This is a genomic window from Mesorhizobium sp. USDA 3734 (assembly GCF_056279665.1).
In genome coordinates, this window is sequence record NZ_JBWCCW010000001.1 from 1391688 (window position 1) to 1418055 (window position 26368).

Below are 26368 nucleotides of genomic sequence, written 5' to 3' on the forward strand. Positions count from 1 at the left end.
CTGGGGCGCGCTGTCGTGGGCCAACTGTGTCGCAGATTTCTCCAGCGCCGCCGTCCGCCTCGTCGTCAGGTACCAAAATAATAGCGTCGACGTCCCTACCATGGGCGCTCCAGGCAGATCGCGACGCCAAGCCCGCCGCCGATGCAGAGCGAGGCGAGGCCACGCTTGGCACCACGCTTGCGCATCTCGTGCAGCAGGGTGACGACGATGCGGCAGCCGGATCCGGCCAGCGGGTGACCCAGCGCGATGGCGCCGCCATTGACGTTGATCAGCCCGCTGTCCCAGCCCATCTCGCGGTTGACGGCGATGGCTTGAGCGGCGAAGGCCTCGTTGATTTCCATAAGGTCGAGGTCGGATCCCGCCCAGCCGGCCTTGGCAAGCGCCTTGCGCGAGGCCGCCACCGGCCCCAGCCCCATCTGCATCGGCTCGACCCCGGCCGAGGCATATGCGGCGATGCGCGCCAGTGGCGTCAGGCCGAGTTCATTCATGCGCTTTTCCGATATGACCATCACCGCCGCGGCACCGTCGTTTAGTCCGGACGAGTTGCCCGCCGTGACGGTGCCTTCCCGATCGAAGACCGGCCGCAGACGCGACAGGCGTGCCAGCGTCGACGCGGGGTTGGGATGCTCGTCGCTGGCGATGACGCGCTCCTCGCGCTTGCCCATGATTGCTACAGGCACGATCTCGCCGGCGAAGCGGTCGGTCGCGATGGCGCTGCCGGCCTTTTCCTGCGAAGCCACGGCGAAGCGGTCCTGCTCGTCGCGGGTAATCTGGAAGCGCCGTGCCAGGCCCTCGGCGGTCACGCCCATGTGAACCTGGTTGGGTGCGTCCCACAGGCCGTCGACGATCATCGAGTCCTTGATCTCCTGGTCGCCCATCCTGATGCCGCGCCGTGCGCCGTAGAGCAGGTGCGGCGCCTCGGTCATCGAGTCCTGGCCGCCGGCAATGACGATGTCGGCGTCGCCGCAGCGGATCGCCTGGGCGGCGAGATGGATCGATTTCTGGCCGGCGCCGCAGACCTTGTTGACGGTCATTGCGGGCACGCTAACGGGAACGCCGGCCTTCAGCGCCGCTTGTCTTGCGGGGTTCTGTCCGGCACCACCGGTCAGGACCTGGCCCATGATGATTTCGGAGACCGCGTCGCCTTCCACCTGTGCCTCCTCGAGAAGTGCGCGAATGACGGTCGCGCCGAGTTCGGCGGCAGGGACGCCGGCAAACGCTCCGTTTAGCTTGCCGATCGGCGTGCGCCTGGCGGCGACGATGAACACATCCTGCATACGCTTTTCCGCTCCTAGGCAAGGCGGACAAATGGCCGCCTCGGCGTTCTTGACATTCTGGTTATAACCAATATTCTAGCTGCTGTCGGGCGTATCGCCAAGAGCGAAACGCCAAACGAATTTCCGGGAGGACTTGATGACATCCAGCGTGCTTTGGACGCCGGCGGCGGCCGCGTTCAAAACCTCCGGCCTTGCGCGTTTTGCCGCCGCAAACGGCTTCGATCCGCATGACTACGAAACGCTGCATCGCTGGTCGATCGGTGAAAAAGGCGCCTTCTGGCGCGCCGTCTGGGATTTTGCGGGCATCATCGGCGAGCCAGGCGAGGAGGCGTTCCAGGTCGATCCGTCGGCGCCGATGACCGGCAGTGCCTTCTTTCCGCAAGCCAGTCTCAACCTTGCCGAAAACCTGTTGCGCGGCGATGACGCGACGCTCGCCGTCGTCGAGGCCGACGAGACCGGCCATTTCCAACATTTCAGCCGCGCCGAGCTGCGCGCCATGGTCGCTCGCACGGCGCATGGCCTGAAAGCGGCCGGCGTGGTGCGCGGCGACAGGGTCGGCGGCATCCTGCCGAACCGCATCGAGGCGCTTGCCGCGCTGCTCGCCACTTTGTCGATCGGCGCGGTGTGGTCGTCCTGTTCTCCGGATTTCGGCGTAGCGGCCATTCTCGACCGGCTTGGCCAGATCGGGCCGAAAGTGCTGTTCGCCACGCCGCGCTACCGGTATGGCGGCAAGGAACACGACATCGCTGGCAGGCTCACCGAGATCGCGGCGGGAATGCCGGAGTTGACGATGCTGGTGATTTGCGGCGATCAGGCAGCGATACCGGCGCCGGCCGGCGTCACCGGCATGAGTTTCGAGGCGTTCGGCAAACCGGGCGAGCTTGAATTCGAGCGGGTGCCTTTCGCCCATCCGGCCTATGTCCTCTACACCTCAGGCACGACCGGCACGCCGAAAGCCATCGTGCATTCGGCCGGCGGCGTGCTCATGCAGCACGTCAAGGAGCATCTGCTGCATGGCGATGTCCGGCCGGGCGACATCATGAGCTGGTACACCAACACCGCCTGGATGATGTATCACTGGCTGCTCTCCGGTCTCGCCTGCAACGCGGCCGTCGTTCTCTATGACGGCGCGCCGATCCTGAAGACTTCAGAGGGGCTCGACCCGAGCCCGCTGTGGCGCGTCGCCGAAAAGGCCGGCGTCACGCATTTCGGCATCAGCCCGAAATATCTGGCGACACTCGCCGACGAGAATTATGCGCCGGGCAAAAGGTACGATCTGTCGGCGCTGCGGTCGTTGCTGTCTGCGGGCGCTCCGGTCTCGCCCAGCCAGTTCGACTGGGTCTACCAGAACGTCAAATCGGACATGATCTTCGCTTCGATCTCGGGCGGCACCGAGATCATCGGCTGCTTCCTGCTGGGATCACCGCTGCACCCGGTGCGCCGCGGCCATCTGACCGTCAAGGGCCTCGGGCTGGCGGTGGCGGTGATGGACGAACGCAATGCGCCTGTCATTGCCGTGCAAGGCGATCTGGTCTGCACCGAGCCGTTCCCGTCGATGCCGCTGACCTTCTGGGGCGAGGGCGGCACCGAGCGCTATCACGCGACCTATTTCGCCGCGCGGCGCGAGATCTGGACCCATGGTGATATCGCTGAAATGACCGTGCATGGTTCGGCCATCGTGCATGGCCGTTCCGACACCACACTGAAGCCCGGCGGCGTCAGGATCGGCACCGCCGAAATCTACGCGGCCTGCGAAAGATTTCCGGAGATCGAGGACTGTCTGGTGTTCGGCGCGCCGATCACCGGCGACGAGGAAATCCTGCTCTGCCTGAAGCTGAGGGAGGGCCGCGCGCTGACGGCGGAGCTTGCCCTGCGCATCCGCAAACACATTCGCGAACAGGTTTCGCCGCGTCATGTGCCGCACCGCATCCACGCCGTCTCCGAGATTCCCTACACGCTGAACGGCAAGCGGGTGGAGGGTGCTGCCCGCACGGTTGTCGAGGGCAAGGTGGTGAAGAACCTGGGGTCGCTCGCCAACCCCGAAGCGCTCGACGAATATCGCCATCTCGACCGGAGCCATGCGGCATGAGCGTGGCACGATCACGCGGCGCCATTGCCGGCATTGGCGAGCTCAAGCCGACGCGCCGCACCGAAGGGCGCACGACGCTGGAAATGATCGCCGAGGTCTCGCGTCTGGCCGTTCTCGATGCTGGGCTGGAGCCCGCCCATATCGATGGCCTGCTGGTCGGGCCGCAGGTCGGCGAGACGCCGCAGCACGTTCCCGCGACGGTCGCCGAATATCTCGGCCTCAGGCCCAACATGGCCGATGTCGTCGATCTCGGCGGCGCCTCAAGCGCCGGCATGGTCTGGCGCGCGGCGGCGGCGATCGAGGCCGGCATGTGCGAGGCGGTGCTGTGCGTTTTGGCCAACACCCGCGAGGCGGAGCCGGCGCGCTCTCCCAACCGCAACCCGATCCGTGAATTCGATGTGCCGTTCGGCGCGTCCGGCGCGAACATTTCCTACGCACTGCTGATGCATGCCCATATGGCCGAACACGGCTCGACGCCGCACGATTTCGCCGCGATCGCCGCCTGGGCCCGCGCCAACGCGCAGCTCAATCCCGACGCGATCTTCTATGGCAAGCCGGCCGATGTCAGCGACGTGCTGGCGTCTCCCATCGTCGCCTCGCCTTTGCACCTGCTTGAGATCGTCATGCCGGTTGCCGGCGGCGAGGCGCTCGTCGTCGTCTCGGCCAAGCGCGCCCGCCAACTGGCAAAGCCCGCCGTGCATCTGCTCGGCGCCGGCGAGAAGGTGACGCACCGCGCCGTCTCGCAGGCGCCGAACCTGACCTCCGGTCCGCTCAAACCGGCCATGGCGCGCGCCTTCGCGCAGTCCGGCACAAATGCCGCCGAGATGAGCCTTTTGTCGCTCTATGATTGCTACACGATCATGGTGGCGACGACGATCGAGGATGCCGAACTCTGCGCGCCGGGACAGTTCGGCCGCTGGATCGCTGATCATGACCTCGGACCGTCCGGCGATGCGCCGCTGAATACGCATGGAGGCCAGCTCGGCTTCGGCCAACCTGATCTCGCCGGCGGCATGACCCATGTCGTCGAAGCCGTGCGACAATTGCGCGGGCAGGCAACCGGACGGCAGATCGCCAACGCGAAACTGGCGCTGGTCACGGGCAATGGCGCGACGATGAGCGAGGCGACGGCACTTGTCCTGGGAGCCGATCAATGAGCGTCGATCTCGATCTCCTGAAGACGCCGGGGCCGACGATCACCATGCTGACCGCGCCATTCTGGCAGGCGGCGTCCGAGGGGCGGCTGGTCATCCAGTCCTGCGAGGCCTGCGGCAAGGCGGTGTTCTATCCCCGGTCGATCTGCCCGCACTGCTGGAGCAACCGACTGATGTGGCGCGAGGTGTCGGGCCGTGGCCGGCTCAAATCCTTCTCGGTCGTGCACAAGCCCGGCCATCCCGGCTGGCTGCCCGCTGCGCCCTATGTCGTCGGCCTGGTCGAGCTCGAGGAAGGGCCGACCATGTTGAGTTTCATCGTCGCCGAAGAGGCCGCATGTGCGGTTGGGCAACTGCTTGTGCTCGCGCCGACGCGCATTGGCGGCCGCACGCTGCCGGCGTTCAGGCCGTCGGCCAAGTACACAAACCAAAACATCTCAGCAGGACAGGACATACGCTCATGAGCACAGAGACGAAGGATGGCTGGATCGGTGTTGTCAAGGGACGGCCGCAAGTCGGCGCTTTCGCCGAGCGTTCGCGGCGCACGCGCCTCGAGGACATCGAGGCCTTCACCGAAATGACCGGTGATCGCAATCCGCTGCACTATGACAAGGCGCTGGCCGAGGCTTCCGTGTTCGGCAAGCTGATCGTCCAGGGCGGCGTCACCTCCGGCATCCTCAATGCGCTGGTGGCCGAGGATCTTCCCGGCCCCGGAACCGTGTTTCTCGAAGTCGGCTGGAAATTCGTCAAGGCGGTGGGCGTCGATGAGATGATCACGGGCCGCGTCGAGATCAAGGAGGTGCGGCCCGACAAGCCGATCTGCAAGATCGAGACCTCCGTGCGCAACGAGGCCGGCGATGTCTGCCTGACCGGCACCGCGACGGTGTTCACCGTGCCGCTGGCCAAGGCCTGAGTTTTGGCAATGACGCTCTGGCGGGATTCCAATGCGGCTTTGCCGGCAAAGCTTGCCGAAGATGCGCATCGTTGGAGCGTCCTTGGCCTGCTCTGTCTTGCCGTCGTCCTGTCGCTGACCACCTGGTTCTCGGCAACTGCGATCACGCCCGAACTGAAGGCGGCATGGCATCTGTCGGGCACGATCGAGGCCTGGCTGACCAATGGCGTGCAGATCGGCTTCGTTGTCGGCGCGCTTGTCTCAAGCCTCGTCAACCTGCCTGACGTGGTCAGGCTGAACCGGCTGATGGCGGTCTCCGCCCTGCTTGCCGCCGCCGCCAACGCCTGCCTGCTGTTGCAGCCCGGGCCGGTCGGCCTCGTCGCCGCGCGCATCCTCACCGGCGTAGCGCTGGCCGGCGTTTATCCGCCGGCGCTGAAGCTGGTCTCGACCTGGTTCATAAGGGGCAGGGGAGTGGCGCTCGGCGCCGTTATAGGTGCGCTGACGCTGGGCTCTTCGCTGCCGCATCTGTTCCGGGCACTCGCCGGTACGCTCGACTGGCAATCGGTCGTGCTGGCCGCAAGCATCGCGACCCTCATTGGATCCACGCTCTTCTGGTTCTTTGCCAGCGAAGGCCCGCATCCGTTCGGCAAGGCGGTGTTCGATCCGCGCCAGATCGGCGCGATCTTCCGTGACAGGCCGCTGGTGCTGATCAACATCGGCTATCTCGGCCACATGTGGGAACTCTATGCCATGTGGGCCTGGCTGCTGGCCTATACCCGCGCGGCCCTCGAGACACAGCAACAGGCCTCCCCTTTCCTGGCGTCGCTGCTGACGTTCTGCGCGATTGCCGCCGGCGTCGGCGGCTGCCTGGTCGGCGGCGTGCTGTCCGACCGCTTCGGGCGCAGCTTGACCACGGCCGCAATGATGATCGTCTCTGGCTTCTGCGCGCTGACGATCGGCTTCGTCTTCGACGGACCGCTCTGGTTGTTCGCACTGATCGCGCTCATCTGGGGCATTTCGGTCATAGGTGATTCCGCGCAGTTCTCGGCGGCGGTGACCGAGCTTGGCGACCGGCGTTTTGTCGGCACGGCGCTGTCGGTCCAGCTTGGCCTCGGTTTTGCGCTCACCGTGCTTGCGATCTGGTTGGTGCCGCATGTCGCGACCCTTCTTGGCGGCTGGCGCTGGGCGTTCCTGATGCTGGTGCCTGGGCCGCTCGTCGGTGCCGCCGCGATGCTCGTCCTGCGCGGGTTGCCCGTCGCGGCGAAGATGGCTGGCGGCAGGCGGTGATTTCGTCAACCTTGCCGGCTCGCACGGCCGGACTTGATTTCTCGCGCAAAGATTGAGTGTATCAGGCACGGTGATGATGCTGGTGCCCGGTTCGCCGACCGAGGCCTGAGAATTCAAGGTGGGGAATGCTGAAGACCCGGGGAAGACCGCGCTACGACCAGGAAGACGCGGAGGCCGCGGAAACCTTTCGCGCCATCGGCGAGAAGATCCAGCTCAACCGCAACGATGCCGCGCCGCTGTGGGTGCAATTGCGCAACCAGATCGAGGAGGCGATCAACACCGGCGTGCTGGCCGCCAATTCGCGCATTCCGTCCGAACAGGCGCTGTGTGACTTCTTCGGCGTCTCGCGGCCCGTGGTGCGCGCCGCCATCGGCTCGCTGTCCAATGGCGGAAGGGTCATCAAGATGCCGCGCAAGGGCATGTTCGTCGCGGCACCACGGGAGCATGTCGACTTCATGACCTCGAACCTCAGCGTGTTCGGCGACTTGACCGCGAAGGGCCACGTCGTCTCGACCCGCACCTTCGAATTCTACCGTTGCCCGCCCAACGAAAAGGAAAGCAGCGTCTTCGGCATCCCGGAAACCGGCAGTGTCGTGCGCATCGGACGCGTCTACATGACCGACGGCTCGCCAATCACGCTTACCCATATCAGCCTGCCCGGCCACAAGGTGCCGGGGCTGGAGACCGTGGACATCGAGAACCAGTCGGTCTTCCAGACGATCCGCGAACGCTATGGCCTGACCGTGCTGCGCGCCGAGCGCTGGTTCACCGCGGCGCTGCCGACCAAGGAAGAGGCAGAGCGCATGGGCGTGTCGCCGGCGACGCCGCTGATCTCGATCGAATCGATCGCCTACGATGCCGATGGCGCGGCGCTCGAATATTACCAGGCGCTCTACAATTCCTCTGTGGCACGCATCCACATGTCGATCGAGCAGAGCAGCGCCACGAACGCCTAGGATTTGCCAAGGCAAGACATTGCCGGTCAGGCCAGATTCCGGAAATATTATTTCTGGTAATAACCAGATTGACATGAGTGGTCGAGGACTTTAGGGTCTGCTCATGCCGCCGTCCTTCGGGGTGGCGGGAGGAGTATTTCGGACGTGGGTCTTGTCAAAAGCCGCCAGCGCGATTGGCGGCAGGCGCAAAGCTGTTGCTCTGCGCTCGGCGAAGCCGTGTCCGCGGAGGAATTGCAATGGACTACAGGCGTCAACTCGATCTCGATGGCGAGATCGCCATTGTCACCGGCGGCGCGCGCGGCATCGGCTTCGAGGCCGCGAAGGCGCTCGGCAGTTGCGGCGCGCATGTCGTGCTGATCGACCTCGACCGGAGCGCACTAGACGCCGCTGTGTCGGCACTCGCTGATGCCGGCGTCACCAGAGTCTCCATCCGGCAACTCGACGTGACCGACCCGAGCGCAGTGGAGGCAGCCGCCGCCGATCTGGCGGCTGAATTCGGCAAGATCGATATCCTCGTCAACAGCGCCGGCATTGCCCGCCTCAACTCGGCGCTCGACACGCCCGACGAGGAATGGCGGCTGGTCATGGACGTCAATGTCAACGGCGTCTACTGGGCATCGCGCGCTTTCGGCCGGCACATGGTGGCCAAAGGCAAGGGCAGCATCGTCAATCTCGGCTCGATGTCGGGCCTGATCGTCAACCGTCCGCAGACGGCGGCGTCCTACATGGTCAGCAAGGGCGCGGTCCACATGCTGACCAAGGCGCTCGCGGTGGAATGGGCGCCGATGGGCGTGCGCGTCAACGCGCTCGCCCCCGGCTATGTCGCGACCGACATGACGCTGAAAATGCGCGACCGCCCCGAACTGTTCAACGTGTGGATGGACATGACGCCGATGGCGCGCTGCGGCGAGCCGCAAGAGATCGCCTCGGCGATCCTGTTCCTGGCGTCGCCCGCATCGAGTTACGTCACCGGGGCGATCTTGTCGATCGACGGCGGTTATACGGCCTGGTGACGGGTCGACAAGCAATGGGAAAAGACATGTCCGCCTCAGACACGCAAATACGCCAGTCGATCATCGATGCCTGCATCGAGATGAACAGGGTCGGCATCAACCAGGGTACGTCAGGCAACATCAGCGTGCGCCACGGCGAGGGCATGCTGATCACGCCGACGAGCACGCCCTATGCGACGCTGAAGCCGCAGGACATCGTGTTCATGAACTGGGCCGGCGACGCCGAAGGCAGGCTTGACGCCTCGAGCGAATGGCGCTTTCACCTCGACATCCTCAAGGCGCGGCCGGAGGTCAATGCGATCGTCCACGCCCACCCCACCTACTGCACGACGATCGCCATCATGGGCAGGAAGATCCCGGCGATCCACTACATGATCGCCGTCGCCGGCGGCAGCGACATACGCTGCGCCCCTTACGCAACCTTCGGCACGGCCGAGCTGTCGGTCAATGCGGTCAAGGCACTTGAGGGCCGCAAGGCGTGCCTCCTGGAACATCACGGCATGATCGCCGTCGGTACCTCGCTCGACAACGCCATGTGGCTGGCGGTCGAGGTCGAAACGCTGGCACGGCAATATCATGGCTGCCTGCAGGTCGGCGAGCCGCCACTGCTTTCGGATGAAGAGATCGAGAATGTCATCGGCAGGATGGCCAGCTATGGCCACCGCGATGCCGCCGATGCCGCCTGAGGAGGCGGCTACCAATTCCGGGCGATGCGTCCGGTGCAACGCTTCAGAGACGGCTCTGGAGTTTCTTTGGCTAGGGAGGAATTCGACATCATGTCCAACATTTCCGGAAAGAGCATTGTAAAGGCGGTTGCTCTCGCGCTTGCCATCACCAGCGGCGTTGTTGCCGCCTCTGGTGCGCAGGCGGATGAGCTTTCCCTGAAAGGCAAGACCATCGGCGTCTCGGCGATCGGCACCGATCACTATTGGGACCTGATGGCGTTCCGCGGCATCCAGGACGAGGTCAAGCGCCTCGGCGGTGAAGTGATCGCGCTCGATGCCGGCCGCAAGGACCAGCAGCAGATCGCCCAGTTGCAGACGCTGATCGCGCAGAAGCCCGACGCCATCATCGAGCAGCTCGGCAACCTCGAAGTGCTGAACCCGTGGCTGGCCAAGATCCGCGAAGCCAACATTCCGCTGTTCACCGTCGACACGGCGACGCCTTACGCCATCAACAACACGACCTCGAACAACTACAACATCGGCGCCGAGATCGCGCTGCAGATGGTCGCCGATATGGGCGGCAAGGGGAATGTGCTGGTCTTCAACGGCTTCTACAGCGTGCCGGTGTGCAAGATCCGCTACGACCAGATGAAATATGTGCTGACTTCGTTCCCGGACGTCAAGATCATCGAGCCGGAACTGCGCGACGTCATCCCCAACACCGTCCAGGCGGCCTATTCCAACGTCACCGACATGCTGACCAAGTCCCCGGAGAAGGGCTCGCTGAATGCGGTCTGGGCCTGCTGGGACGTGCCGCAGATCGGCGCCACCCAGGCCGCAGAAGCCGCCGGCCGGCCGGAGCTGAAGACCTACGGCATCGACGGCAGCCCGGAAGTCATCAAGATGGTGATGGACGAGAAGTCGCCGGCCGCCGCCGTCGCAGCCCAGCAGCCCTATGAGATCGGCAAGACCTCGGTGCAGAACGTCGCAAAATTCCTAGCCGGTCAGAAGGTGGCGCCGTTCACCTTCGTGCCCGCCGTGCTGATCAACAAGGAGAACGCCGCCGTCACCGGCAAGCCGTTCCTCGAGGCGGCCGAAAAGGCCGGCGTGAAATAAGGCCTCCCAAGGCTCCCATCCAGTCGGTAAGCATTGACTGGTTCCGGCCGCGCCGTTTCGACGGCGCGGCTGCCAATTCCTCCGCGCAAGGAGCAGGCATGACCGCCGCAGCAACTGAAATCGCCATCTCGATGACCGGCATCTCCAAACGCTTCGGTCCTGTCCAGGCGCTTCACGACGCCGACCTTCAGGTGGCGCGTGGCACCATCCATGGTCTTGTTGGCCAGAACGGCGCCGGCAAGTCGACGATCATCAAGGTGCTGGCCGGAATCCTCAAGCCCGACAGCGGCACCATCGCCATCAATGGCGAGACCGTCGGCAATCTCACGCCTTTTTCGGTCGAGCGGCTCGGCGTTCACTTCATCCACCAGGACCGCCTGCTGGTGCCGACCGCGACGGTTGGCGAAGCGGTGTTCCTGCGTCACGAACTCGGCTTCGGCCCCTTCGTCAGCCGCCGTTCGATGAATCGGCGCGCCGCCGAACTGCTCAAGCGCTATTTCGATCTCGAACTCCCGGCTGGCATCCTGATCCAGGACCTGACGACGGCACAGCAGAAGATCGTCCAGATCACCCGCGCGCTGGCGCAGAAGGCCTCCGTGCTGGTGCTCGACGAGCCGACCGCGGCACTGGTCAAGCGCGAGGTGGACAGCCTGTTTGCGGTGCTGCGCCGGCTGCGCGACGACGGTATCGCCGTTATCTTCATCTCCCACTACATGCAGGAGATCGAGCAGCTCTGCGACCGCGTCACGGTGATGCGCAACGGCACCGATGTCGGTACCGTCGATCCGGCGCGGACCCCGATCGACGAGATCATTGCCATGATGATCGCGCGCGATGTCGGCGAGATGTTTCCCAAGCGCACGGTCGAGATCGGCGCGCCGATGCTGGAGGTCTCGCATCTCGGCATGGCCGGCAGTTTCGAGGACATCTCGTTCTCGGTGCGCCGCGGCGAGATCGTCGGCCTGACCGGCCTGCTCGGCTCGGGCGCCAAGGAGGTCGTGCAATGTCTGTTCGGGCTGGATCGCGCCGAGCGTGGCGCGATCAAGGTCGAGGGCAAGACACTCTCGCTGTCGTCGCCGGTGCATGCCGTCCAGGGCGGCATCGCCATGCTGCCGGAGGACCGTCGCGCCCATGGCGTGGCCATCGACCTGTCGGTGCGCGAGAACATCAGCCTTGCCAGCCTTGGCCGCTACAGCGGCAGCGGCTTCGTCAAGCGAGGGGTGGAGAACAAGGCGATCGACGGGCTGATCCGCGAACTGTCGATCAAGACGCCCGGCCGAGATACGCTGGTGCGCCAGCTCTCCGGCGGCAACCAGCAGAAGGTTGCGATCGCCAAATGGCTGAGTTGCCAGTCACGCGTCTACATCCTTGATGAGCCAACCGTAGCTGTCGATGTCGGCGCCAAGGTCGAGATCTACAATCTGTTGAACCGGCTGGCCGGCGAGGGCGCCGCCATCCTTCTCCTGTCGTCCGACCTGCTTGAACTGGTCGGCGTCTGCGACCGCGTGCTGGTCGTCTATCGCGGGCGGCTGTCAGGCGAATTCTCCGGCGCCGACCTCGACGGCGACCGGCTGCTTGCCGCCTCGTCGGGCGCGCGCACTGCGAAAGCGGAGGCTTGATGATGACCGCAACAACGATGAAACCCGCCGTGAAAGCCGCTGGCGCGTCCTCTGGCGTCGTGCACAACGAAAAGCCGCAGCTGCAAAACACCGGCAAGCGCATTGGCGCGGTCGCGGTGCGGCTTGGCGCCATCGCCACCTTCGCCGCGATCCTGGCCTATTTCGCGCTGTTCGCGCCCGGCTTCCTGTCCTCCTTCAACCTGATCAACGTCGTCGAGCAATCGGCGATCCTCGGCGTGCTCGCCTTCGGCATGGCGGTGGTCATCATCGGTGGCGGCTCCAATGTCACCGAGGGCGGTATCGACCTGTCGATCGCCGCCAATATGGGCCTTTGCGCGGCGGTGTTCGCAACAGCCCTGCAGGCGGGCTATCCCGATGTGGTGGCGATCCTGGCCGCCATCGTCGTCGGCATCGCGGTGGGGGCGCTGAACGCCATCGCCGTCGTCGGTCTCGGCATCCTGCCGCTGCTGGCATCGCTGGCGGTGATGAACATCGCCGCCGGCGCCGAACTGACGCTGACGCAGAACACGGTGGTGGGCGCCGCTTCGCCTCTGCTGGCCTTCCTGGTGTCGGGCAGCTTCCTCGGCATCTCGGCGCTCGCCTGGTGCCTGATCCTGTTCTCCGCCGTCATGCTGGTCTTCATCCACAAGACGGGTTTCGGGCTTAGGCTCTATGCCGTCGGCGGCCATCCGGAAGCGGCGCGCGCCGCCGGCATCAGCGTGCCGCTCTATGTCGCCTTCACCTACATGTTCTCAGGATTTTGCGCCGCCACCGCCAGCGTGCTGGCCGTCTCGCGGCTGAGCGCCAGCACGCCAGGCTCCGGCGAAATGCTGCTGTCGGTGCTGGCCGCTGCCCTTCTCGGCACCGTCTTCTCGCGGCGCCTGGTGCCGACGATCGGCGGCACGCTGCTCAGCGTGCTGTTCATCGGCTTCCTCGCCAACGGTTTCCAACTGCTCAACGTCTCCAGCTACTGGGTCAATGGCGTGCAGGGTGCGCTGATCCTGCTGGTCGTCGCCGTCACATCCTTTGCCCGCGGACCGGAGGCATCCCGATGAGCATCGCTCCCAACACTGAGGCAACCGGCGCGCAGAAGATCGGCGGCTTCCTCGCCAGCTACAGCGTGGTCATCACCTTCCTCGCCATCTGCCTGTTCTTCGCCATCGCCAGCCCGACCTTCCTGACCGGCGCCAACCTCTACAACGTGCTGGTCAACAATGTGGTGATGCTGGCCATCGTCGCGCTCGGGCTCACCATCGTCATCTCGTCGGGTGGCATCGACCTGTCGGTCGGCGTTTCCGTCGACATGGCCTCGATGGTGTTCGTCATGCTGCTCGCCGCCGGCTATGGCGGCGTCTTCGGCGTCACGGTCGGGCTGCTGGCGGCGGTCGCCGTCGGCGTGCTCAACGCCATCCTGATCACCAGGCTGAAGATCAGCCCGTTCCTGGCGACGCTCGGCGTGCTGTTCATCGGACAGAGCACGCAGCAATTGGCGACCAGCGGCGGCCAGCCGATCTATCTCATCACAGGCTATGCCGGCGACCAGTTCAACGCCATCGCCAGGACCACGCTGCTCGGCGTGCCGACGCCGGTGCTGGTGCTGATCGCCTGCATCGTCGTCGTCTACCTGCTGCTGCACCGCTCGGTCTTCGGCCGCGCTGTGCAGGCCATGGGCGCACAGCCGGGCGTCGCCTGGTATTCGGGTCTGCGAGTGCCGCGCCAGCAGTCGCTGGTCTATATCGGCTGCGCGCTGCTTTGCGGCATCACCGGCATCCTGCTCTCGGCGACGGTCAAATCCTATGTGCCGCTGTCGGGCAACGCCTTCCTGCTCGATGCCATCGGCGCCACCTTCATCGGCACCACGCTCAGCGCCGAACGCCGGCCAACGGTGGTCGGCACACTGCTCGGCGTGCTGCTGCTGGCGGTGGTCAAGAACGGGCTGCTGCTCATCGGCTGGAATTTCTACTGGCAGCAGGTCGGCATCGGCGTGCTCGTCTTCCTGGTCCTTGCTGTCAGCTTCGGCCTGCGCCGAACCCGCCACTAATCTCACTGCCGCTTCGTCAAAGGAATTGTCCCATGCCCAGGTTTGATGTCAGTTCGGTCGGCTTCTACGTGCTTGACATTCTCGGCCGTCCGGTCTCGCGCATTCCCGAAGGCGGCAGGGCCGACTACATCGAGGAAATCCGCATGACCGTTGCCGGCACCGCCGGCGCGACCGGAATGGACTGCGCCATCCTTGGCTTGAAGACACAGGCCGTGACCACGCTAGGCACTGACGACATGGGCGACTGGTTCGTCGCCAAGCTCAAGAAATACGGCCTCGACTGCGGCCTGGTCCGCCGCGACGGCAGCGTCCAGACCTCGTCGACCATCCTGCCGGTTCGCCCCAATGGCGAGCGGCCGGCGTTGCATGTTCCCGGCACCGCGACGGTGTTCCGCGTCGCCGACGAGGATCTTGACGCCGCGCTCGACGCGACCGTTGTCCATGTCGGCGGCACCGGCCTGCTCAAGAGCTTCGACGGCGAGCCAACGGTGCGGCTGCTGAAGCGCGCCAAGGAGCTCGGCCGTATCACCACTTTCGATCTTATCCAGGCCACACCGGAAACCATCGCCTTCGTCGAGCCGTGCCTGCCTTACATCGACTATTTCGTGCCGAGCATCGACGAGGCCAGCGAGATGGCGCATGAGCAGGATCCCGCTAGGGTCGCCGCCTACTTCATGTCGAAGGGCGTCAAGAACTGCCTGCTCACGCTCGGCGGCGAAGGCGTCTATGTCGCGCCTGAGCATGGCAAGCCGTTCCACTTGCCAGCCTTCGACATTGGGGTCGTCGACACCACCGGCTGTGGCGACAGTTTCACCGCCGGCATCATCGTCGGCATCGTCAAGGGATGGGATCTCCACCAGTCAGCGCGCTTTGCGTCGGCGGTCGCGGCCAAGGTGGCGATGGGCCTCGGCTCTGACGGCAAGCTGGTCTCCTTCGACGACACGCTTGCGGCCATGAATTCACTTCCGATCAAGACGCCCAAGCGTTCCTACGCCGCGGCTTGAGCAGCATTTGAAAGGACATCTTATGAGCAATTCCAAAGTCGGCACGGTTGCACTGGTCACGGGCGCCAGCCGCGGCATCGGCCGCTCCATCGCCGTCGGCCTGGCCAGGTTCGGCTACGATGTCGCGGTGACCGATCTGCCGGGGCAGGCCAGGGAGCTCGACGTGACGCGCGCCGAGATCGAAGCCATCGGCCGCAAGGCCTATGTCTACACGATGGACGTCAGCAGCAAGAAGGATGTGGACGCTACCGCCGCAACGCTGCTGAAGGATGCCGGCCGCATCGACGTGCTGGTCAACAATGCCGGCATCCTCAAGCCGAGTCTGCTCCAGGATCTCGATGAAGCGTCCTGGGATGCCCATTTCGACGTCAACGCCAAGGGCGTGCTTTTGATGTGCCAGGCGGTGCTGCCGCATATGCGGGAGCGTAAATCCGGCCGCGTCGTCAACATCGCCTCGATCGCCGGACGCCAGGGCGTGCCGACGCAGGGCCACTATGCCGCGACCAAGGCGACCGTCATCACGCTGACCCGCGTGCTGGCGCAGGAAGTCGGCATGGACGGCGTCACCGTCAATGCCATCTGCCCGGGCATCATCCTGACCGAGATGGGCAAGAACAATCTCGGCAGTGACGAGGCCATCCGGCACTGGGAAGAAGTCGCGGCGCTGAAGCGCCTCGGCTATCCCGAGGACATTGTCGGGCCGGTCTGTTTCTTCGCCTCCGACCAGTCGGCCTTCGTCACCGGACAGGCGTTGAACGTCTGCGGCGGGATTTACTTTCATTAGCCCATAGTTCTGGGCATCGGCCTCCAAAGCTCCGGGGAACTGATCATTATCGGCCATCGCGACGAGGCGGTCTGCAGCGGCTCGTTGTGCACCAGGATCATAGTTCTGTTTTGCTTCGAGACGAATTCTCCATTCAGATGGCCACAATCAGCGATTGTCGGTATCGGTGGTTGCGCCTTCCGCAACCTAGCTTCTTGGTCGCGGGACTGTATGGAACGATACGGGAAGATTTCTGATTTGGGCCTACGGAAAAGCCAATGAAATCAACGCTTTTGCCACATCTTCCGGGTCCGCAAAACTATTGTATATCAATACGCTACGCTCAATCCCTCGAGATTGAATTGAGGGGTATCGGATAAGTCTAAAGCTTTCAAAGAAAATGATTTTGGGCCTGTGCGTCAATATTCTCCGTCTTGTCGATGGCACCTACCATTCGTAGTTCGAGCTCCCCGGTTTCGAAAGACCTTTCAGCGATACGTGCGGTAATCGGCGGCAACGAGGTGCAATTAGGCGGGTTCTGACTTCGGCCGCAGCCTATGCTCGGAAGGCCCTGATCGCCACCGAGGTCGTCGCCTTGTCTCGCGCCACATTGTTCCCGGCTTCGAGAGCGTGCAGCAGCACCGGCGAACATTCCGCCTGGATGCCGACGACGCGGACATGCGGCGCCATCAAGCCCACGTAGTTCGTCACTTAATAAAGCGCTGGTTGGAGCGCACCGCCAAGGCGCAATCCGGGAGAGGAAATTTAATCTATAAACTTAGTAGAAAATAGAAAGACAGGTCATTCTCTATTTCTCGTATGGCAGGCTACTCTCTCGGCTCAGGAACAGCGACGAAGTGGATGGGGCAACGACATGGCCGTGGAATTCATCAGCATGGTTTACCCCAATGCCTCGACGGACATCAGTCCGCTGCCGGGCGCGCCCGTCGATCCGCAGTTTCTTGCCCGCTATGCCAAGGCGGTAGAGGATGCCGGGTTCAACTACACGCTGGTACCCTACGACTCGTCGTCTTTCGACAACTGGACACTCGCAGCGACGATCGCGGCCCACACGACACGGCTAAAGATAATCGTCGCGCTGCGGCCCAACACCGTCTATCCGACCGTGGCGGCAAAGGCCCTGGCGACGCTGGATCAACTCTCGAACGGCCGTGTCCTCGTCCATTTCATTGCCGGCGGTAGTGACGACGAGCAGGCGAAGGAGGGCGATTTTCTTCCAAAAGCCGAGCGTTACGCGCGGCTGGAGGAATATATCGCCATCCTGAAGCGCATCTGGTCGCAGACCGAACCTTTCGATTTCGATGGCCAACATTACCAATTCAAGGGCTTCCGCAGCAATGTGCGGCCGATCCAACCGACCATCCCGGTGTCGGTCGGCGGTTCATCGGCGGACGCGTATCGGATCGGCGGCAAGGAAGGCGACATCTTCGGACTGTGGGGCGAACCGCTCGCCGCGACCCGCGAGCAGATCGACAAGATCTATGCCGCTGCTCGCGATGCAGGGCGCACTGACAGGCCGCGTATATGGGTGACCTTCCGACCGATCATCGCCGAGACGGATGAATTGGCCTGGGCCAAGGCGCACCGCATCCTGGAGCGGCTCAACAAGCAGCATGGCGGTCCTGGCAAGCCGCAGCCGCAGAACGTAGGCTCGCAGCGGCTGCTTGATCTCGCCTCCAAGTCGGAGGTCCATGACAAGGCACTCTGGTTCGCCCCCGCGGTCGCCACCAACGCGCGGGGGGCTTCCACCGCGCTCGTCGGAAGCCCGGAAACTGTTGCCGGAGCTATCCTCGACTACGTCGATCTCGGCGCGGAGCTGGTTTCGATCCGCGGCTACGAGAACCTCTACGACGTCATCGACTATGGTCGTTACGTGCTGCCGCTAGTCAGGGAAGGCCTGGCGCAGCGCGGCCTGATCCGGCCGAGCGAGGCCGCCGAATAGGTATCCGCTTCCTCGCGTTACGTCCTTCAACTGGCTGAGATTTATGACAACCGCGAAGCTTTCCACTTGGGCTACGTCCGACGTGCACCCGATCGATCTCGATCGCCTGGATGCGATCGTCGAGACGATAGCCGGACACGCGCCGCTGCATGACGCCGAGGGCTCGTTTCCGGCCGAGGCGATCGATCTCATGCATGCTGCAGGGTTGCTGACGGCGTCGGTCAGGCCTGAACACGGTGGTACAGCGTTTGGCGTTGCGGACCTCGTGCGTCTCGTGTCCTCGATCGCTCGCGGCGATCCGTCGGTGGCGCTTATCCTGCTCATGAATCTTCAGTTTCACGCCGGACAGACCAACAACTCGCCACGCGCGGTCGCGCCGCATCTTTACAAAAAACTGCTGGCAGAATCCTTTGAGCGGCCAACGCTCGTCAATGCCTTGAGGGCCGAGCCGAATCTTGGGGCGCCGGCGCGCGGCGGGCTGCCGGCGACTGTCGCGCGCTATAGTCGCGAGGGCTGGGTGCTGTCAGGCCGCAAGATGTTCTGCACTGGATCGACCGGTCTCAGCTATCATCTCCCCTGGGCCGTGACGGACGAACCGGTGCCGCGCGTCGCCGAATTCCTCGTGCCGGCATCATCGGCCGGTATCGGCACCGTTCCGACCTGGGATCATCTCGGGCTCAGGGCGACCCAGAGCCACGACATCGTCTATGACGAGGTCGTCGTCCCGCACGACCATATCGTCGGTCCGCAGGTGATCACCGCGGACACGAGGCAAGATCCGCGCGCCGCCGCATCGACGGTTCTGCTCATCCAGTCAGTCTATCTCGGCGTCGCCAGGGCGGCCCAGCAAGCATACGCGCTGTTTGCTCATAACCGAGTGCCGACCAATCTCGGCCGGCCGATCGCCACCACCGAGCACATCCGCAGCGCAGCGGGCCGGATAGAGATCGCCATTATCCAGGCCGAGTCGCTTCTTTATCATTTCGCCGAACGGATGGATGCCGGCGACGAGACGGCCTTCGCAACCGTCGCCGCCGCCAAGACCGCGATCTCGGCATCGTTGATTGCAGCCGTCGAAGTGGCGGTCAAGGCGCTCGGCAATCCGGGCCTTTCCCGCAGCAACCCGCTCGAGCGCCATTTCCGCGACGTGCTCTGCTCGCGCATCCATTCGCCCCAGGAAGATTCGGTCTTGCTGACCGTCGGTGCCGAAAGCCTAAGACGGTTCGCCCCCCAAAACCGACCAACGACAATCCAAATCCAGGCAAAGGAGCACTGACACATGACCCGCATTCTGAACGACTCCGGACGGCTCAAGCTCGTTCTCTCCGACGGCATTCTCGACGTCGCCCGTGCCAGCGACGGACGCTTCGGCTCCGATCCGCAGGAAATCTATGCTCAGTGGGACGCCTTTACCGAGTGGGCGGCGTCAGCCAAACGCTCGGCGGAAGAGCCGCTACCGCAAGGCACGCGCATCGGTTCGCCCGTTTCGGCACCGCGCCAGATCATCGGCGTCGGCCTGAACTACCATTCCCATATCCGCCATTCCGGGCTGAAGACCCCAACCGAACCCGGCGTTTTCGCCAAGTTTCTGACGTCGCTGACAGGCCCCTATGACGAAATCCCGCTGCCGAGCGAAGCGGTATTGACCGAGGCGGAACTTGCCGTCGTCGTCAAGCGCGAGGCCTACCACATCTCCGAACGTGAGGCACTCAGCCATCTGGCCGGTGCGACAGTGGCCCAGGACCTGCTCGACCCGGCTTCGATCGTCAAGGTGCCGAAGCTCGACGGCGGTCCCGGCGCCACCTACCTCAATCCGTCCAAATCCCTGGCGGCCTTTACGCCGATCGGTCCGCAGGTCGTTTCGCTGGACGAAGCCGGAGACCTCGGCAATCTGGACATCGAGCTCGACTTCAACGGCGCTCCGGTGCAGCGCGGCAATACCAGTGACCTGATCTTCGCGGTGCCGGAACTGATTGCCCGCCTGTCGCGTAAGCTGCGTCTGCTGCCCGGCGACGTTATCCTGACCGGTAGCCCGGACCGGGTGCATGGCTCTGAATCACTGGTGCTGAAGTCCGGCGACAGGATCCGCGCCTCGGTTGGCAATCTGGGCCAACAACTTTCGGTCGCTGTCGCCGTCACGCAGTCCGTCGCTGCCTGAGCCGCGACATGAGCTCGGTGGTCCTGCAACCGCTCGAAATCCGGCAGCAGCGGGCACTTGCCCCGCTGCGCTGGTACGCGTTGCGCAACATCGTCCGCTTCCTGGTTCCGGTAGTCATACTGGCGGCCTGGCTGATTAGCAGCTCAGCGGGCTGGATATCGTCGCAAACCCTGCCGTCACCCGGCGAGGTCGTCGATGCCTTTGCGGAACTCATCGAGACCGGCGACCTGCAGGCCGCCCTGCCGGCCTCACTCGGCCGCGCCGCGGCCGGGCTTTTTCTCGGCCTGATCATCGGCATCGGGTTTGGCCTGCTGACGGGGCTATCGCGGCTTTCCGAAGAGGTCTTGGATTCAACCTTCCAGATCGCCCGGCTCGTGCCATTCATCGCGCTGGTGCCGCTATTCATCGTCTGGTTCGGGATCGGCGAGCAGCCGAAAATCCTGCTGATCACGCTCGCTTGCATCTTCCCGGCCTATCTCAACACCTATGCGGCCGTCCGCAATGCCGACGGCCGCCTGGTGGAGGCCGCCCGGACCTTCGGCCTCACGCCGGCAGAAATCACGTTTCAGGTGCTTCTGCCCGCCGCGTTGCCGGGCGTTCTGGTCGGGGTGCGCTATGCCATGGGCGTCTCGCTCCTGGCGCTGATCGTCGCCGAGCAGACCAACAGCCGGGCCGGAATCGGCTACCTGATCTTCGTCGCCAGCGGCGCGATGCGCATCGATCTGATCATCGCCTGCGTCCTGATCTACGCAGTGCTCGGTATCGCCATCGATGTCGTCATGCGCGTGGTCGAAAAGCTGGCGCTGCCCTGGAGGTAAGTTCGTGAACGCAATCACCAACATCTGGCCTGTGACGGCCAATAGCGACGACTTCCCGGCAGCTGGCGCGACTGCTGCCGCGGAGCAGCGCGATCCGGTCGTCCGTCTCCAGCATGTTTTCAAGAGCTTCGGCACGCAGACCATTCTCGACGATGTCGATCTCGCCATCGGGCAGGGGGAGTTCGTGGCACTGCTCGGCGCCTCCGGCTCGGGCAAGACGACGCTGCTGCGCATTCTCGCGGCTCTCGACCATGCCAATGCCGGGGAAGCGCTGGTTGCCAAAAACCGCTCCGTCGTCTTCCAGGAGCATCGGCTCCTGCCTTTCCGCCGCGCCTGGCGCAACGTGCTGCTCGGCACACGCTTCGGGCGCGGCGCCAGGGCTGTGGCCGAGAAGGCTCTTGCCGAGGTCGGGCTCGCAGCGAAGGCTAATTCCTGGCCAAAACATCTTTCCGGCGGCGAGGCGCAGCGCGTGGCGCTCGCCCGCGCCTTGGTGCGGGCGCCGACGCTTCTCTTGCTCGACGAGCCCTTCGCCTCGCTCGACGCCCTGACTCGCATCAAGATGCATGCCCTCGTCGAGCGGCTGTGGGGCGAGCACAAGCCGGCCGTCCTCATCGTCACTCATGACGTCGATGAAGCGATCCTTCTGGCTGACCGGATTCTGGTGCTGAAGAACGGCCGCTTCTCGCTCGACATCAGTCTCTCCCCGGCACTGCGGCGCAATCGCGCAGCCCAGGAGGAAGCAGCCGAGGAAATTACCCTTCTGAAACATCGCCTTCTTGCCGAGCTCGGTGTCTCGGTCGGGCGGCAGACTCAAAAATTGTGAGAACGGACATCCAGGAGATCGGAACATGACAGGATTTAAGATTGAAACACGCATGCGCGGCCTCTTCCGCTTTGCCGGAATATCGGTGCTCGCTGCGGTGGCGCTTGCCGCTGGGCTTGGTGAACACTGCGCCGAAGCGCAGCAACTGACGCTTGTGATCGGCCAGAACGGCCAGGAGTTGGAGCCCGGCTGGGAGGCTTCCGGCATCTGGAAAGACGCGCCCTACAAGCTTGAGTTTGCGACCTTCCCAAATGCCGTCGAGAACGCCACGGCGCTCGCCGCCGGGAGGGTCGACGTCAGCTACTTTGCGCAGTTCACGGCCATCCAGGCGCAGGCGGCCGCAAGCCCGGACTGGACCAAGGACACCGTTCCCTACAAAACCATCGTCGTGGCCGCCACAGGCGACACGGTCAACCACGAGCGTTTCGTCAGCGTTGCGTCGAAGGCTTCGGGCATTACGAGCCTGACCGCGGATTCCGTTCGCGGCAAGAAATGGGCATCGTCGCCGGGAGCCACGAACTTCCTGCTCTATCTCCAGAGCCTCAAGCATCTCGGCCTGACGCCGAAGGACGTTGTCCCAGTGACGTTGAACAATGAGGCCGGGGCTCTGGCACTTCTGCACGGCGAGGTCGATCTGGTTTCCGGTGGCATTGATTCCTATGGCGTAGCAATTAGCAACGGCGCCAAGGTGATCGCCAAAAGCGGCGACGTTGGTCCCGGCAGCCCCGGCGGCCTGATTGCTAACTCGAAGTCGCTGGCTGATCCGGCCAAGGAAGCAGCGATCCGCGACCTCGTTCGCCGCTATGTCGAATACCAGAACTGGTACAACACACATCCGAAGGAAGCCAGGGAAGCGCTGGTCAAGGTCCGCAAGCTGAAGCCGGAGATCGCCGAATTCACCTGGTCCTATACTCGCGTAAGGCCGCAGCCGATCGACGAGGCCCGCATAGACGAAGCACGCAGCATCGCCAAGGTCACATACGATTTCGGCGCCATCGGCAAGTCGATCGATCCATCGCTCGCCTACGACAACCGCTATGCCGACACGATCGAGGCGGCACTGAAGGAAACCCATTTCGATGACAACCTCAAGCAGTCGCTGGCCGGCGAATAAGGAGGACACCATGACCCGTTACGTGATCATCGGCGCTGGCGCGGTCGGCGCAAGCCTGGCCGCCCAGTTTGAAAGCGCCGGCATCTCCTATGCTCTCGTCGGGCGCGGTGCCCAGATCCGCCACATCCGCGAACATGGGCTTACCTACGAGCGGCCGGCCGGAGCACGGCAGGTGCGCCTCAATGCCTTCGATACCGACAATCCGCCCGAGCTGACCGTCGACGACGTTCTCGTTCTCACCGTCAAGTCGCAGGACGTCGAGCACGCTACCGCTTTCTGGGCGCGCCGGCCGGTCGCCGGTACGCCCGAGACGGCTGGCTACCGCCTTCCGCTCGTCACGCTCCAAAACGGCCTTGCCGCCGAGCCCCTGGCGAGCCGGCGCTTCGCGCATGTCTACGGCGCGAGCATCATGACACCGGCCCGCTTCACCGAAACGGGAACGGTCGTCGCGGGCGGGTCGCCGCAGGTTGGCGCATTCATCCTCGGCACATATCCCTCCGGCGTCGACGATACCGCCAAAGCCATCGGCGCCGATCTTGCCAAGGCCAACTATCTTGTCGAAGTGCGGGCCGATGTCCTGCGCTGGAAGGCGGCCAAGCTGGTCTACAACGTCAAGAATGTTCTGGAGATTTTTGCCGGTAACGCCGAAGAGGTCGCCTCGATCGGCGAGGCGCTTTCGCAGGAGGCGGCTCAGGTTCTGGCAGCCGCCGGCTACCAAATCGCCCAGCCGTCGGAGCGAAAGGTCAGCCTCCAAGGCTGGGGTCCCGCACCCGACAGCGGCATCAAGCCCGGCCAGCAATCGACTTGGCAGAGTTTTACGCGCGGGGTGCCAAACGAGGTCGATTACCTGAATGGCGAAATCGTCCAGCTGGGCCGCATTCACGGTATCAAGGTGCCTTGGAACCGGTCGGTTCAGGAAGCGGCGGCCCGCCTGGCCTTGGCGGGAGCGGCACCAGGCGCCATTACGCTTGCGGAAGTGCGCGCCATCCCGCAACAAGGCAGGCTGGCCGCGTGACCATCATCGACGAGGCCCTGGGCATGGCCGGGGCCTTCGGCCATAGAAGTAGGGATCAAGAAGTCCATATTCATGAAAGTCACCATTCGCGATGAAATACTGACCGTGGCCGGGGCCTTGTTCTATAGCGAGGGAATCCGCGCGGTGGGCGTCGACCGTATCATCGAAAAGGCGGGCGTCGCCAAGGCGACGCTTTACCGCCATTTCCCCTCGAAGGAAGACCTCGTCGTCGCTTATCTGAGCGACCGCCACGAACGCGTGCTGAGCTCGCTGGACGACGTGCTGCACGCGGTTCCGGAACCGCGGGAACAGCTACGCACGATTTTCGAAAAGCTCCACGAGAAGGCGGACAGCCCGGAGTTCCGAGGCTGCGCCTTTGCGCTGGCTGTCGCGGAGCACGGCGAATCCGAGCGTGTGGTGAACATTGCCCGCCGGCACAAGCAATCGGTACGCGACATCTTCGCCTCGGTCCTGACCCGCGCCGGATCGACGGATGACCAGCCTGTCGCCCATCTTGCCCTGCTTTATGAGGGCGCACTGGCGACGGTTGCCGTCAGCCGCAATCCGGCGGCTGTCCTTGCAGCGCGCGACGCCGCCCTTGACGTCTTCGATTGGGCGCGCCGCACGTCAACGAAAGCGACTTGAATGACCTCGATCGATTATTATTTCGGCATCGGGTCGCCTTGGTCCTATCTCGGCCTTGCTCCGCTGCTCGATCTTTCACGGCGCTTCCAGCTCGATATCCGACCTGTTCTGATACCGCTTATCGAGGAGAACGGTGCGATCTATTCCCGAAACCGGCCGGAGGCCCGACGCACCTACTGGTTCACGGAACTGCGTCGATGGGCGGAACTGCGCGGCAAGACGCTCAAGCTTGAAGGCCGTGTTGGCCTGTCCGATCCGACGCCGGCGGGCTTTCTCGTCATCGGCGAGATCATCGACGGCGGCGACTGGGCGTCGCTGGCGGCAACCCTTCAGGCAGCTTTTTGGGAGGACGCGCTCGACATTGGCGACGCCGTTGTGCGCCGATCGGTGCTCGACGCCGCCGGCTTTGATGCCGCTCGACTGGAGGCGCGGGGGCGGGCGGAAGATGTCGCAGCGGCATGGAAGGCAAATTATGCCGAAGCGCGTGATCGCGACGTATTCGGGCTGCCGACATATCGTTTCGAGGACGAGCTTTACTGGGGACAGGACAATCTTCCTTTCCTGGAGCGCCATCTGGAAAGCCGCAAGCTGCCGGCTTGAGTCCGACGTCCTCACCATTCAAGACGCGCACCGGTTCGGCGGCGTTGACCGAAGCATTTCCATACAGGTGACCGTCAATACCGCTGACATGCCCCGAGGCGCGCCGACATGGCGTTGTTAAAAGAAACGGTCGATCCGGCTGAAATATTGAATCCGGGAAAAATCTCCCAACCTCAAGACTGAGGTGAAGGCCTGACACGCAAGTCGGCGGCGCGATCATGCCGCCCCTAAAACCAGAATTTTCACGAGATCGCCTGAATGAAAATATAATCTATAGACTTTATAGATTATAGAAAGACAGGTCGTTCTCGTTTGCCTCCCGCCCGCTACAGTACCCCTCGACCGCATTGGCAGGCGGTTTTTCCAAGGACGCCCGCTTGGCGGGTCGCTTGGGAAATCGGTCCTTCAAGGAGAAGCAAGATCACATGACCCGGTTGATAAATGTGTCCGGAAGGCTGAAACTGAAACTTGCCGATGGCGTGATTGATGTCGAGAAGGCCAGTAACGGTCGGTTTACCTCCGATCCGCAACGCGTCTATGAGCAGTGGAATGCCTTCGCCAGATGGGCTGCCTCGAAGACGTCGGCGGAAGAACCGCTTCCAGACACCGCGGCCCTCGATGTGCCGGTTCCGGCGCCGCGTCAGATCGTCGCCGCCGGCCTCAACTATCATTCGCATATCACGCATTCCAAGCTCATCGCGCCGTCCGAGCCGGGCGTCTTCGTCAAGCTGCTGACCTCCCTGAGCGGCCCAAGGGCCGAAGTCGAGGTCGAAGGTGATGCGGTCTTCACCGAGGCGGAACTGGCCGTGGTGCTTGGGCGAGAGGTTGTCCGCGTCAGCGAAAAGGACGCGCTGGACTACGTGGCCGGCGCGGTACTGGCCCAGGATCTTTATGATCGTCACTCGGTCGTCAAGGTCGTCTCCGCGGAAGGGGTTGGCGGCGTCAGCTATATCAATCCGTCGAAGTCGCGGCCGGGCTATACACCGCTCGGTCCGGAAGTCGTGTCGCTCGACGAGGCCGGCAATCTTGCCGATCTGCCGATCCATCTCGACATCAACGATACGCCAATCCAGCGTGGCAACACCTCCGATCTTGTGTTTTCGGTACCGGAGCTTATCGCCCGGCTCTCGCACAAGATCCGGCTCCTGCCAGGCGACGTTATCTTGACTGGCAGCCCGGCGCGGCTTCCCGAAGCCGAAAGCAGGGCACTGCGGCCGGGCGATATCGTCCGCGCCTTCATCCCGGGTCTTGGCGAGCAACGAACCGTCGCCATCAAGCCGACGTACGAGGTCGCGGTTCGAAAGGCCGGATAGGCAATCGCGCCAGCCTTAGAGGCCGGACATTCCCAAGCATCTCATT

Annotated in this window: 26 protein-coding genes; 24 read left to right on the plus strand and 2 right to left on the minus strand. The window is 63.8% G+C overall.

Annotated elements, in window-relative coordinates:
• Positions 1–95: 95 nt before the first annotated feature.
• The gene (locus tag ACZ89F_RS06555; RefSeq protein WP_476090938.1) at positions 96–1277 is read right to left on the minus strand and encodes an acetyl-CoA C-acetyltransferase; all 1182 of its coding nucleotides are present in this window, start codon (positions 1275–1277) and stop codon (positions 96–98) included.
• 136 nt (positions 1278–1413) lie between these two features.
• On the opposite strand from ACZ89F_RS06555, the gene ACZ89F_RS06560 reads away from it, so the two are divergent.
• From ACZ89F_RS06560 to ACZ89F_RS06625, 14 genes are all read left to right on the plus strand, one after another.
• Positions 1414–3366, plus strand: coding sequence for an acetoacetate--CoA ligase (locus tag ACZ89F_RS06560; protein WP_476090939.1), 1953 nt, complete (start codon positions 1414–1416; stop codon positions 3364–3366).
• Positions 3363–4523, plus strand: coding sequence for a thiolase family protein (locus ACZ89F_RS06565; protein WP_476090940.1), 1161 nt, complete (start codon positions 3363–3365; stop codon positions 4521–4523). Before ACZ89F_RS06560 ends, ACZ89F_RS06565 begins: the two co-directional genes overlap by 4 nt.
• Positions 4520–4981, plus strand: coding sequence for a Zn-ribbon domain-containing OB-fold protein (locus ACZ89F_RS06570; RefSeq protein ID WP_476090941.1), 462 nt, complete (start codon positions 4520–4522; stop codon positions 4979–4981). The genes ACZ89F_RS06565 and ACZ89F_RS06570 overlap by 4 nt, the downstream gene beginning before the upstream one ends.
• Positions 4978–5430 carry a MaoC family dehydratase gene (locus ACZ89F_RS06575; RefSeq protein WP_476090942.1) on the plus strand — a complete coding sequence of 151 codons (453 nt, stop codon included), beginning with the start codon at positions 4978–4980 and terminating at the stop codon, positions 5428–5430. The genes ACZ89F_RS06570 and ACZ89F_RS06575 overlap by 4 nt, the downstream gene beginning before the upstream one ends.
• A gap of 9 nt (positions 5431–5439) precedes the next feature.
• Positions 5440–6696, plus strand: coding sequence for an MFS transporter (locus ACZ89F_RS06580; RefSeq protein WP_476090943.1), 1257 nt, complete (start codon positions 5440–5442; stop codon positions 6694–6696).
• Between the two features lie 125 nt (positions 6697–6821).
• Complete coding sequence (locus tag ACZ89F_RS06585) at positions 6822–7652, plus strand: GntR family transcriptional regulator (protein ID WP_476090944.1); 831 nt, start codon at positions 6822–6824, stop codon at positions 7650–7652.
• Between the two features lie 236 nt (positions 7653–7888).
• Positions 7889–8665 (plus strand): SDR family NAD(P)-dependent oxidoreductase, encoded by a 777-nt coding sequence (locus tag ACZ89F_RS06590; RefSeq protein ID WP_476090945.1) that lies wholly within the window; start codon positions 7889–7891, stop codon positions 8663–8665.
• Positions 8666–8691: 26 nt separating this feature from the next.
• On the plus strand, positions 8692–9351 hold the full coding sequence (locus ACZ89F_RS06595) for an L-fuculose-phosphate aldolase (protein WP_476090946.1): 660 nt from the start codon (positions 8692–8694) through the stop codon (positions 9349–9351).
• Positions 9352–9441: 90 nt separating this feature from the next.
• A complete protein-coding gene (locus tag ACZ89F_RS06600) occupies positions 9442–10446 on the plus strand; it encodes a sugar ABC transporter substrate-binding protein (protein WP_476090947.1) in 1005 nt (334 codons plus the stop codon).
• A gap of 98 nt (positions 10447–10544) precedes the next feature.
• Positions 10545–12065 carry a sugar ABC transporter ATP-binding protein gene (locus ACZ89F_RS06605; RefSeq protein ID WP_476090948.1) on the plus strand — a complete coding sequence of 507 codons (1521 nt, stop codon included), beginning with the start codon at positions 10545–10547 and terminating at the stop codon, positions 12063–12065.
• Positions 12066–12067: 2 nt separating this feature from the next.
• Positions 12068–13120 (plus strand): ABC transporter permease, encoded by a 1053-nt coding sequence (locus tag ACZ89F_RS06610; protein WP_476097227.1) that lies wholly within the window; start codon positions 12068–12070, stop codon positions 13118–13120.
• The gene (locus ACZ89F_RS06615) at positions 13117–14106 is read left to right on the plus strand and encodes an ABC transporter permease (protein ID WP_476090949.1); all 990 of its coding nucleotides are present in this window, start codon (positions 13117–13119) and stop codon (positions 14104–14106) included. The genes ACZ89F_RS06610 and ACZ89F_RS06615 overlap by 4 nt, the downstream gene beginning before the upstream one ends.
• Before the next feature lie 32 nt (positions 14107–14138).
• Positions 14139–15110: a carbohydrate kinase family protein gene (locus ACZ89F_RS06620; RefSeq protein ID WP_476090950.1), complete on the plus strand. Its 972-nt coding sequence runs from the start codon at positions 14139–14141 to the stop codon at positions 15108–15110.
• Between the two features lie 22 nt (positions 15111–15132).
• A complete protein-coding gene (locus tag ACZ89F_RS06625) occupies positions 15133–15894 on the plus strand; it encodes an SDR family NAD(P)-dependent oxidoreductase (RefSeq protein ID WP_476090951.1) in 762 nt (253 codons plus the stop codon).
• Between the two features lie 534 nt (positions 15895–16428).
• Here the strand turns inward: ACZ89F_RS06625 and ACZ89F_RS06630 are convergent.
• A complete protein-coding gene (locus ACZ89F_RS06630; RefSeq protein WP_476090952.1) occupies positions 16429–16584 on the minus strand; it encodes a hypothetical protein in 156 nt (51 codons plus the stop codon).
• A gap of 163 nt (positions 16585–16747) precedes the next feature.
• Between ACZ89F_RS06630 and ACZ89F_RS06635 the strand changes: the two genes are divergently transcribed.
• The 10 genes from ACZ89F_RS06635 (at position 16748) to ACZ89F_RS06680 (ending at position 26322) form a co-directional block, all read left to right on the plus strand.
• A complete protein-coding gene (locus ACZ89F_RS06635) occupies positions 16748–17836 on the plus strand; it encodes an LLM class flavin-dependent oxidoreductase (protein WP_476090953.1) in 1089 nt (362 codons plus the stop codon).
• Positions 17837–17879: 43 nt separating this feature from the next.
• On the plus strand, positions 17880–19112 hold the full coding sequence (locus ACZ89F_RS06640) for an acyl-CoA dehydrogenase family protein (protein ID WP_476090954.1): 1233 nt from the start codon (positions 17880–17882) through the stop codon (positions 19110–19112).
• Between the two features lie 3 nt (positions 19113–19115).
• Positions 19116–19994, plus strand: coding sequence for a fumarylacetoacetate hydrolase family protein (locus ACZ89F_RS06645; protein WP_476090955.1), 879 nt, complete (start codon positions 19116–19118; stop codon positions 19992–19994).
• An 8-nt stretch (positions 19995–20002) separates the two neighbouring features.
• Positions 20003–20812 (plus strand): ABC transporter permease, encoded by an 810-nt coding sequence (locus ACZ89F_RS06650; RefSeq protein ID WP_476090956.1) that lies wholly within the window; start codon positions 20003–20005, stop codon positions 20810–20812.
• 13 nt (positions 20813–20825) lie between these two features.
• Complete coding sequence (locus tag ACZ89F_RS06655) at positions 20826–21635, plus strand: ABC transporter ATP-binding protein (protein ID WP_476097228.1); 810 nt, start codon at positions 20826–20828, stop codon at positions 21633–21635.
• A gap of 25 nt (positions 21636–21660) precedes the next feature.
• Positions 21661–22749, plus strand: coding sequence for an ABC transporter substrate-binding protein (locus tag ACZ89F_RS06660; protein WP_476090957.1), 1089 nt, complete (start codon positions 21661–21663; stop codon positions 22747–22749).
• Positions 22750–22759: 10 nt separating this feature from the next.
• The gene (locus ACZ89F_RS06665) at positions 22760–23764 is read left to right on the plus strand and encodes a ketopantoate reductase family protein (RefSeq protein WP_476090958.1); all 1005 of its coding nucleotides are present in this window, start codon (positions 22760–22762) and stop codon (positions 23762–23764) included.
• 72 nt (positions 23765–23836) lie between these two features.
• Positions 23837–24409 (plus strand): TetR/AcrR family transcriptional regulator, encoded by a 573-nt coding sequence (locus ACZ89F_RS06670; RefSeq protein ID WP_476090959.1) that lies wholly within the window; start codon positions 23837–23839, stop codon positions 24407–24409.
• Positions 24410–25009, plus strand: a complete 600-nt coding sequence (locus ACZ89F_RS06675) for a DsbA family protein (RefSeq protein ID WP_476090960.1) — start codon at positions 24410–24412, stop codon at positions 25007–25009.
• Between the two features lie 425 nt (positions 25010–25434).
• Positions 25435–26322: a fumarylacetoacetate hydrolase family protein gene (locus ACZ89F_RS06680; protein WP_476090961.1), complete on the plus strand. Its 888-nt coding sequence runs from the start codon at positions 25435–25437 to the stop codon at positions 26320–26322.
• The last annotated feature ends 46 nt before the right edge of the window (positions 26323–26368 follow it).

Excerpts from the sequence above, each read along its gene's own strand:
- ACZ89F_RS06610 (WP_476097227.1), top strand. The coding sequence starts at position 12,068 with ATGACCGCAACAACGATGAAACCCGCCGTGAAAGCCGCTGGCGCGTCC.
- ACZ89F_RS06600 (WP_476090947.1), top strand. The coding sequence starts at position 9,442 with ATGTCCAACATTTCCGGAAAGAGCATTGTAAAGGCGGTTGCTCTCGCG.
- ACZ89F_RS06625 (WP_476090951.1), top strand. The coding sequence starts at position 15,133 with ATGAGCAATTCCAAAGTCGGCACGGTTGCACTGGTCACGGGCGCCAGC.
- ACZ89F_RS06575 (WP_476090942.1), top strand. The coding sequence starts at position 4,978 with ATGAGCACAGAGACGAAGGATGGCTGGATCGGTGTTGTCAAGGGACGG.
- ACZ89F_RS06590 (WP_476090945.1), top strand. The coding sequence starts at position 7,889 with ATGGACTACAGGCGTCAACTCGATCTCGATGGCGAGATCGCCATTGTC.
- ACZ89F_RS06645 (WP_476090955.1), top strand. The coding sequence starts at position 19,116 with ATGACCCGCATTCTGAACGACTCCGGACGGCTCAAGCTCGTTCTCTCC.
- ACZ89F_RS06650 (WP_476090956.1), top strand. The coding sequence starts at position 20,003 with ATGAGCTCGGTGGTCCTGCAACCGCTCGAAATCCGGCAGCAGCGGGCA.
- ACZ89F_RS06640 (WP_476090954.1), top strand. The coding sequence starts at position 17,880 with ATGACAACCGCGAAGCTTTCCACTTGGGCTACGTCCGACGTGCACCCG.
- ACZ89F_RS06565 (WP_476090940.1), top strand. The coding sequence starts at position 3,363 with ATGAGCGTGGCACGATCACGCGGCGCCATTGCCGGCATTGGCGAGCTC.
- ACZ89F_RS06665 (WP_476090958.1), top strand. The coding sequence starts at position 22,760 with ATGACCCGTTACGTGATCATCGGCGCTGGCGCGGTCGGCGCAAGCCTG.
- ACZ89F_RS06580 (WP_476090943.1), top strand. The coding sequence starts at position 5,440 with ATGACGCTCTGGCGGGATTCCAATGCGGCTTTGCCGGCAAAGCTTGCC.
- ACZ89F_RS06660 (WP_476090957.1), top strand. The coding sequence starts at position 21,661 with ATGACAGGATTTAAGATTGAAACACGCATGCGCGGCCTCTTCCGCTTT.
- ACZ89F_RS06585 (WP_476090944.1), top strand. The coding sequence starts at position 6,822 with ATGCTGAAGACCCGGGGAAGACCGCGCTACGACCAGGAAGACGCGGAG.
- ACZ89F_RS06560 (WP_476090939.1), top strand. The coding sequence starts at position 1,414 with ATGACATCCAGCGTGCTTTGGACGCCGGCGGCGGCCGCGTTCAAAACC.
- ACZ89F_RS06615 (WP_476090949.1), top strand. The coding sequence starts at position 13,117 with ATGAGCATCGCTCCCAACACTGAGGCAACCGGCGCGCAGAAGATCGGC.
- ACZ89F_RS06675 (WP_476090960.1), top strand. The coding sequence starts at position 24,410 with ATGACCTCGATCGATTATTATTTCGGCATCGGGTCGCCTTGGTCCTAT.
- ACZ89F_RS06570 (WP_476090941.1), top strand. The coding sequence starts at position 4,520 with ATGAGCGTCGATCTCGATCTCCTGAAGACGCCGGGGCCGACGATCACC.
- ACZ89F_RS06620 (WP_476090950.1), top strand. The coding sequence starts at position 14,139 with ATGCCCAGGTTTGATGTCAGTTCGGTCGGCTTCTACGTGCTTGACATT.
- ACZ89F_RS06605 (WP_476090948.1), top strand. The coding sequence starts at position 10,545 with ATGACCGCCGCAGCAACTGAAATCGCCATCTCGATGACCGGCATCTCC.
- ACZ89F_RS06670 (WP_476090959.1), top strand. The coding sequence starts at position 23,837 with ATGAAAGTCACCATTCGCGATGAAATACTGACCGTGGCCGGGGCCTTG.
- ACZ89F_RS06595 (WP_476090946.1), top strand. The coding sequence starts at position 8,692 with ATGTCCGCCTCAGACACGCAAATACGCCAGTCGATCATCGATGCCTGC.
- ACZ89F_RS06680 (WP_476090961.1), top strand. The coding sequence starts at position 25,435 with ATGACCCGGTTGATAAATGTGTCCGGAAGGCTGAAACTGAAACTTGCC.
- ACZ89F_RS06635 (WP_476090953.1), top strand. The coding sequence starts at position 16,748 with ATGGCCGTGGAATTCATCAGCATGGTTTACCCCAATGCCTCGACGGAC.
- ACZ89F_RS06555 (WP_476090938.1), bottom strand. The coding sequence starts at position 1,277 with ATGCAGGATGTGTTCATCGTCGCCGCCAGGCGCACGCCGATCGGCAAG.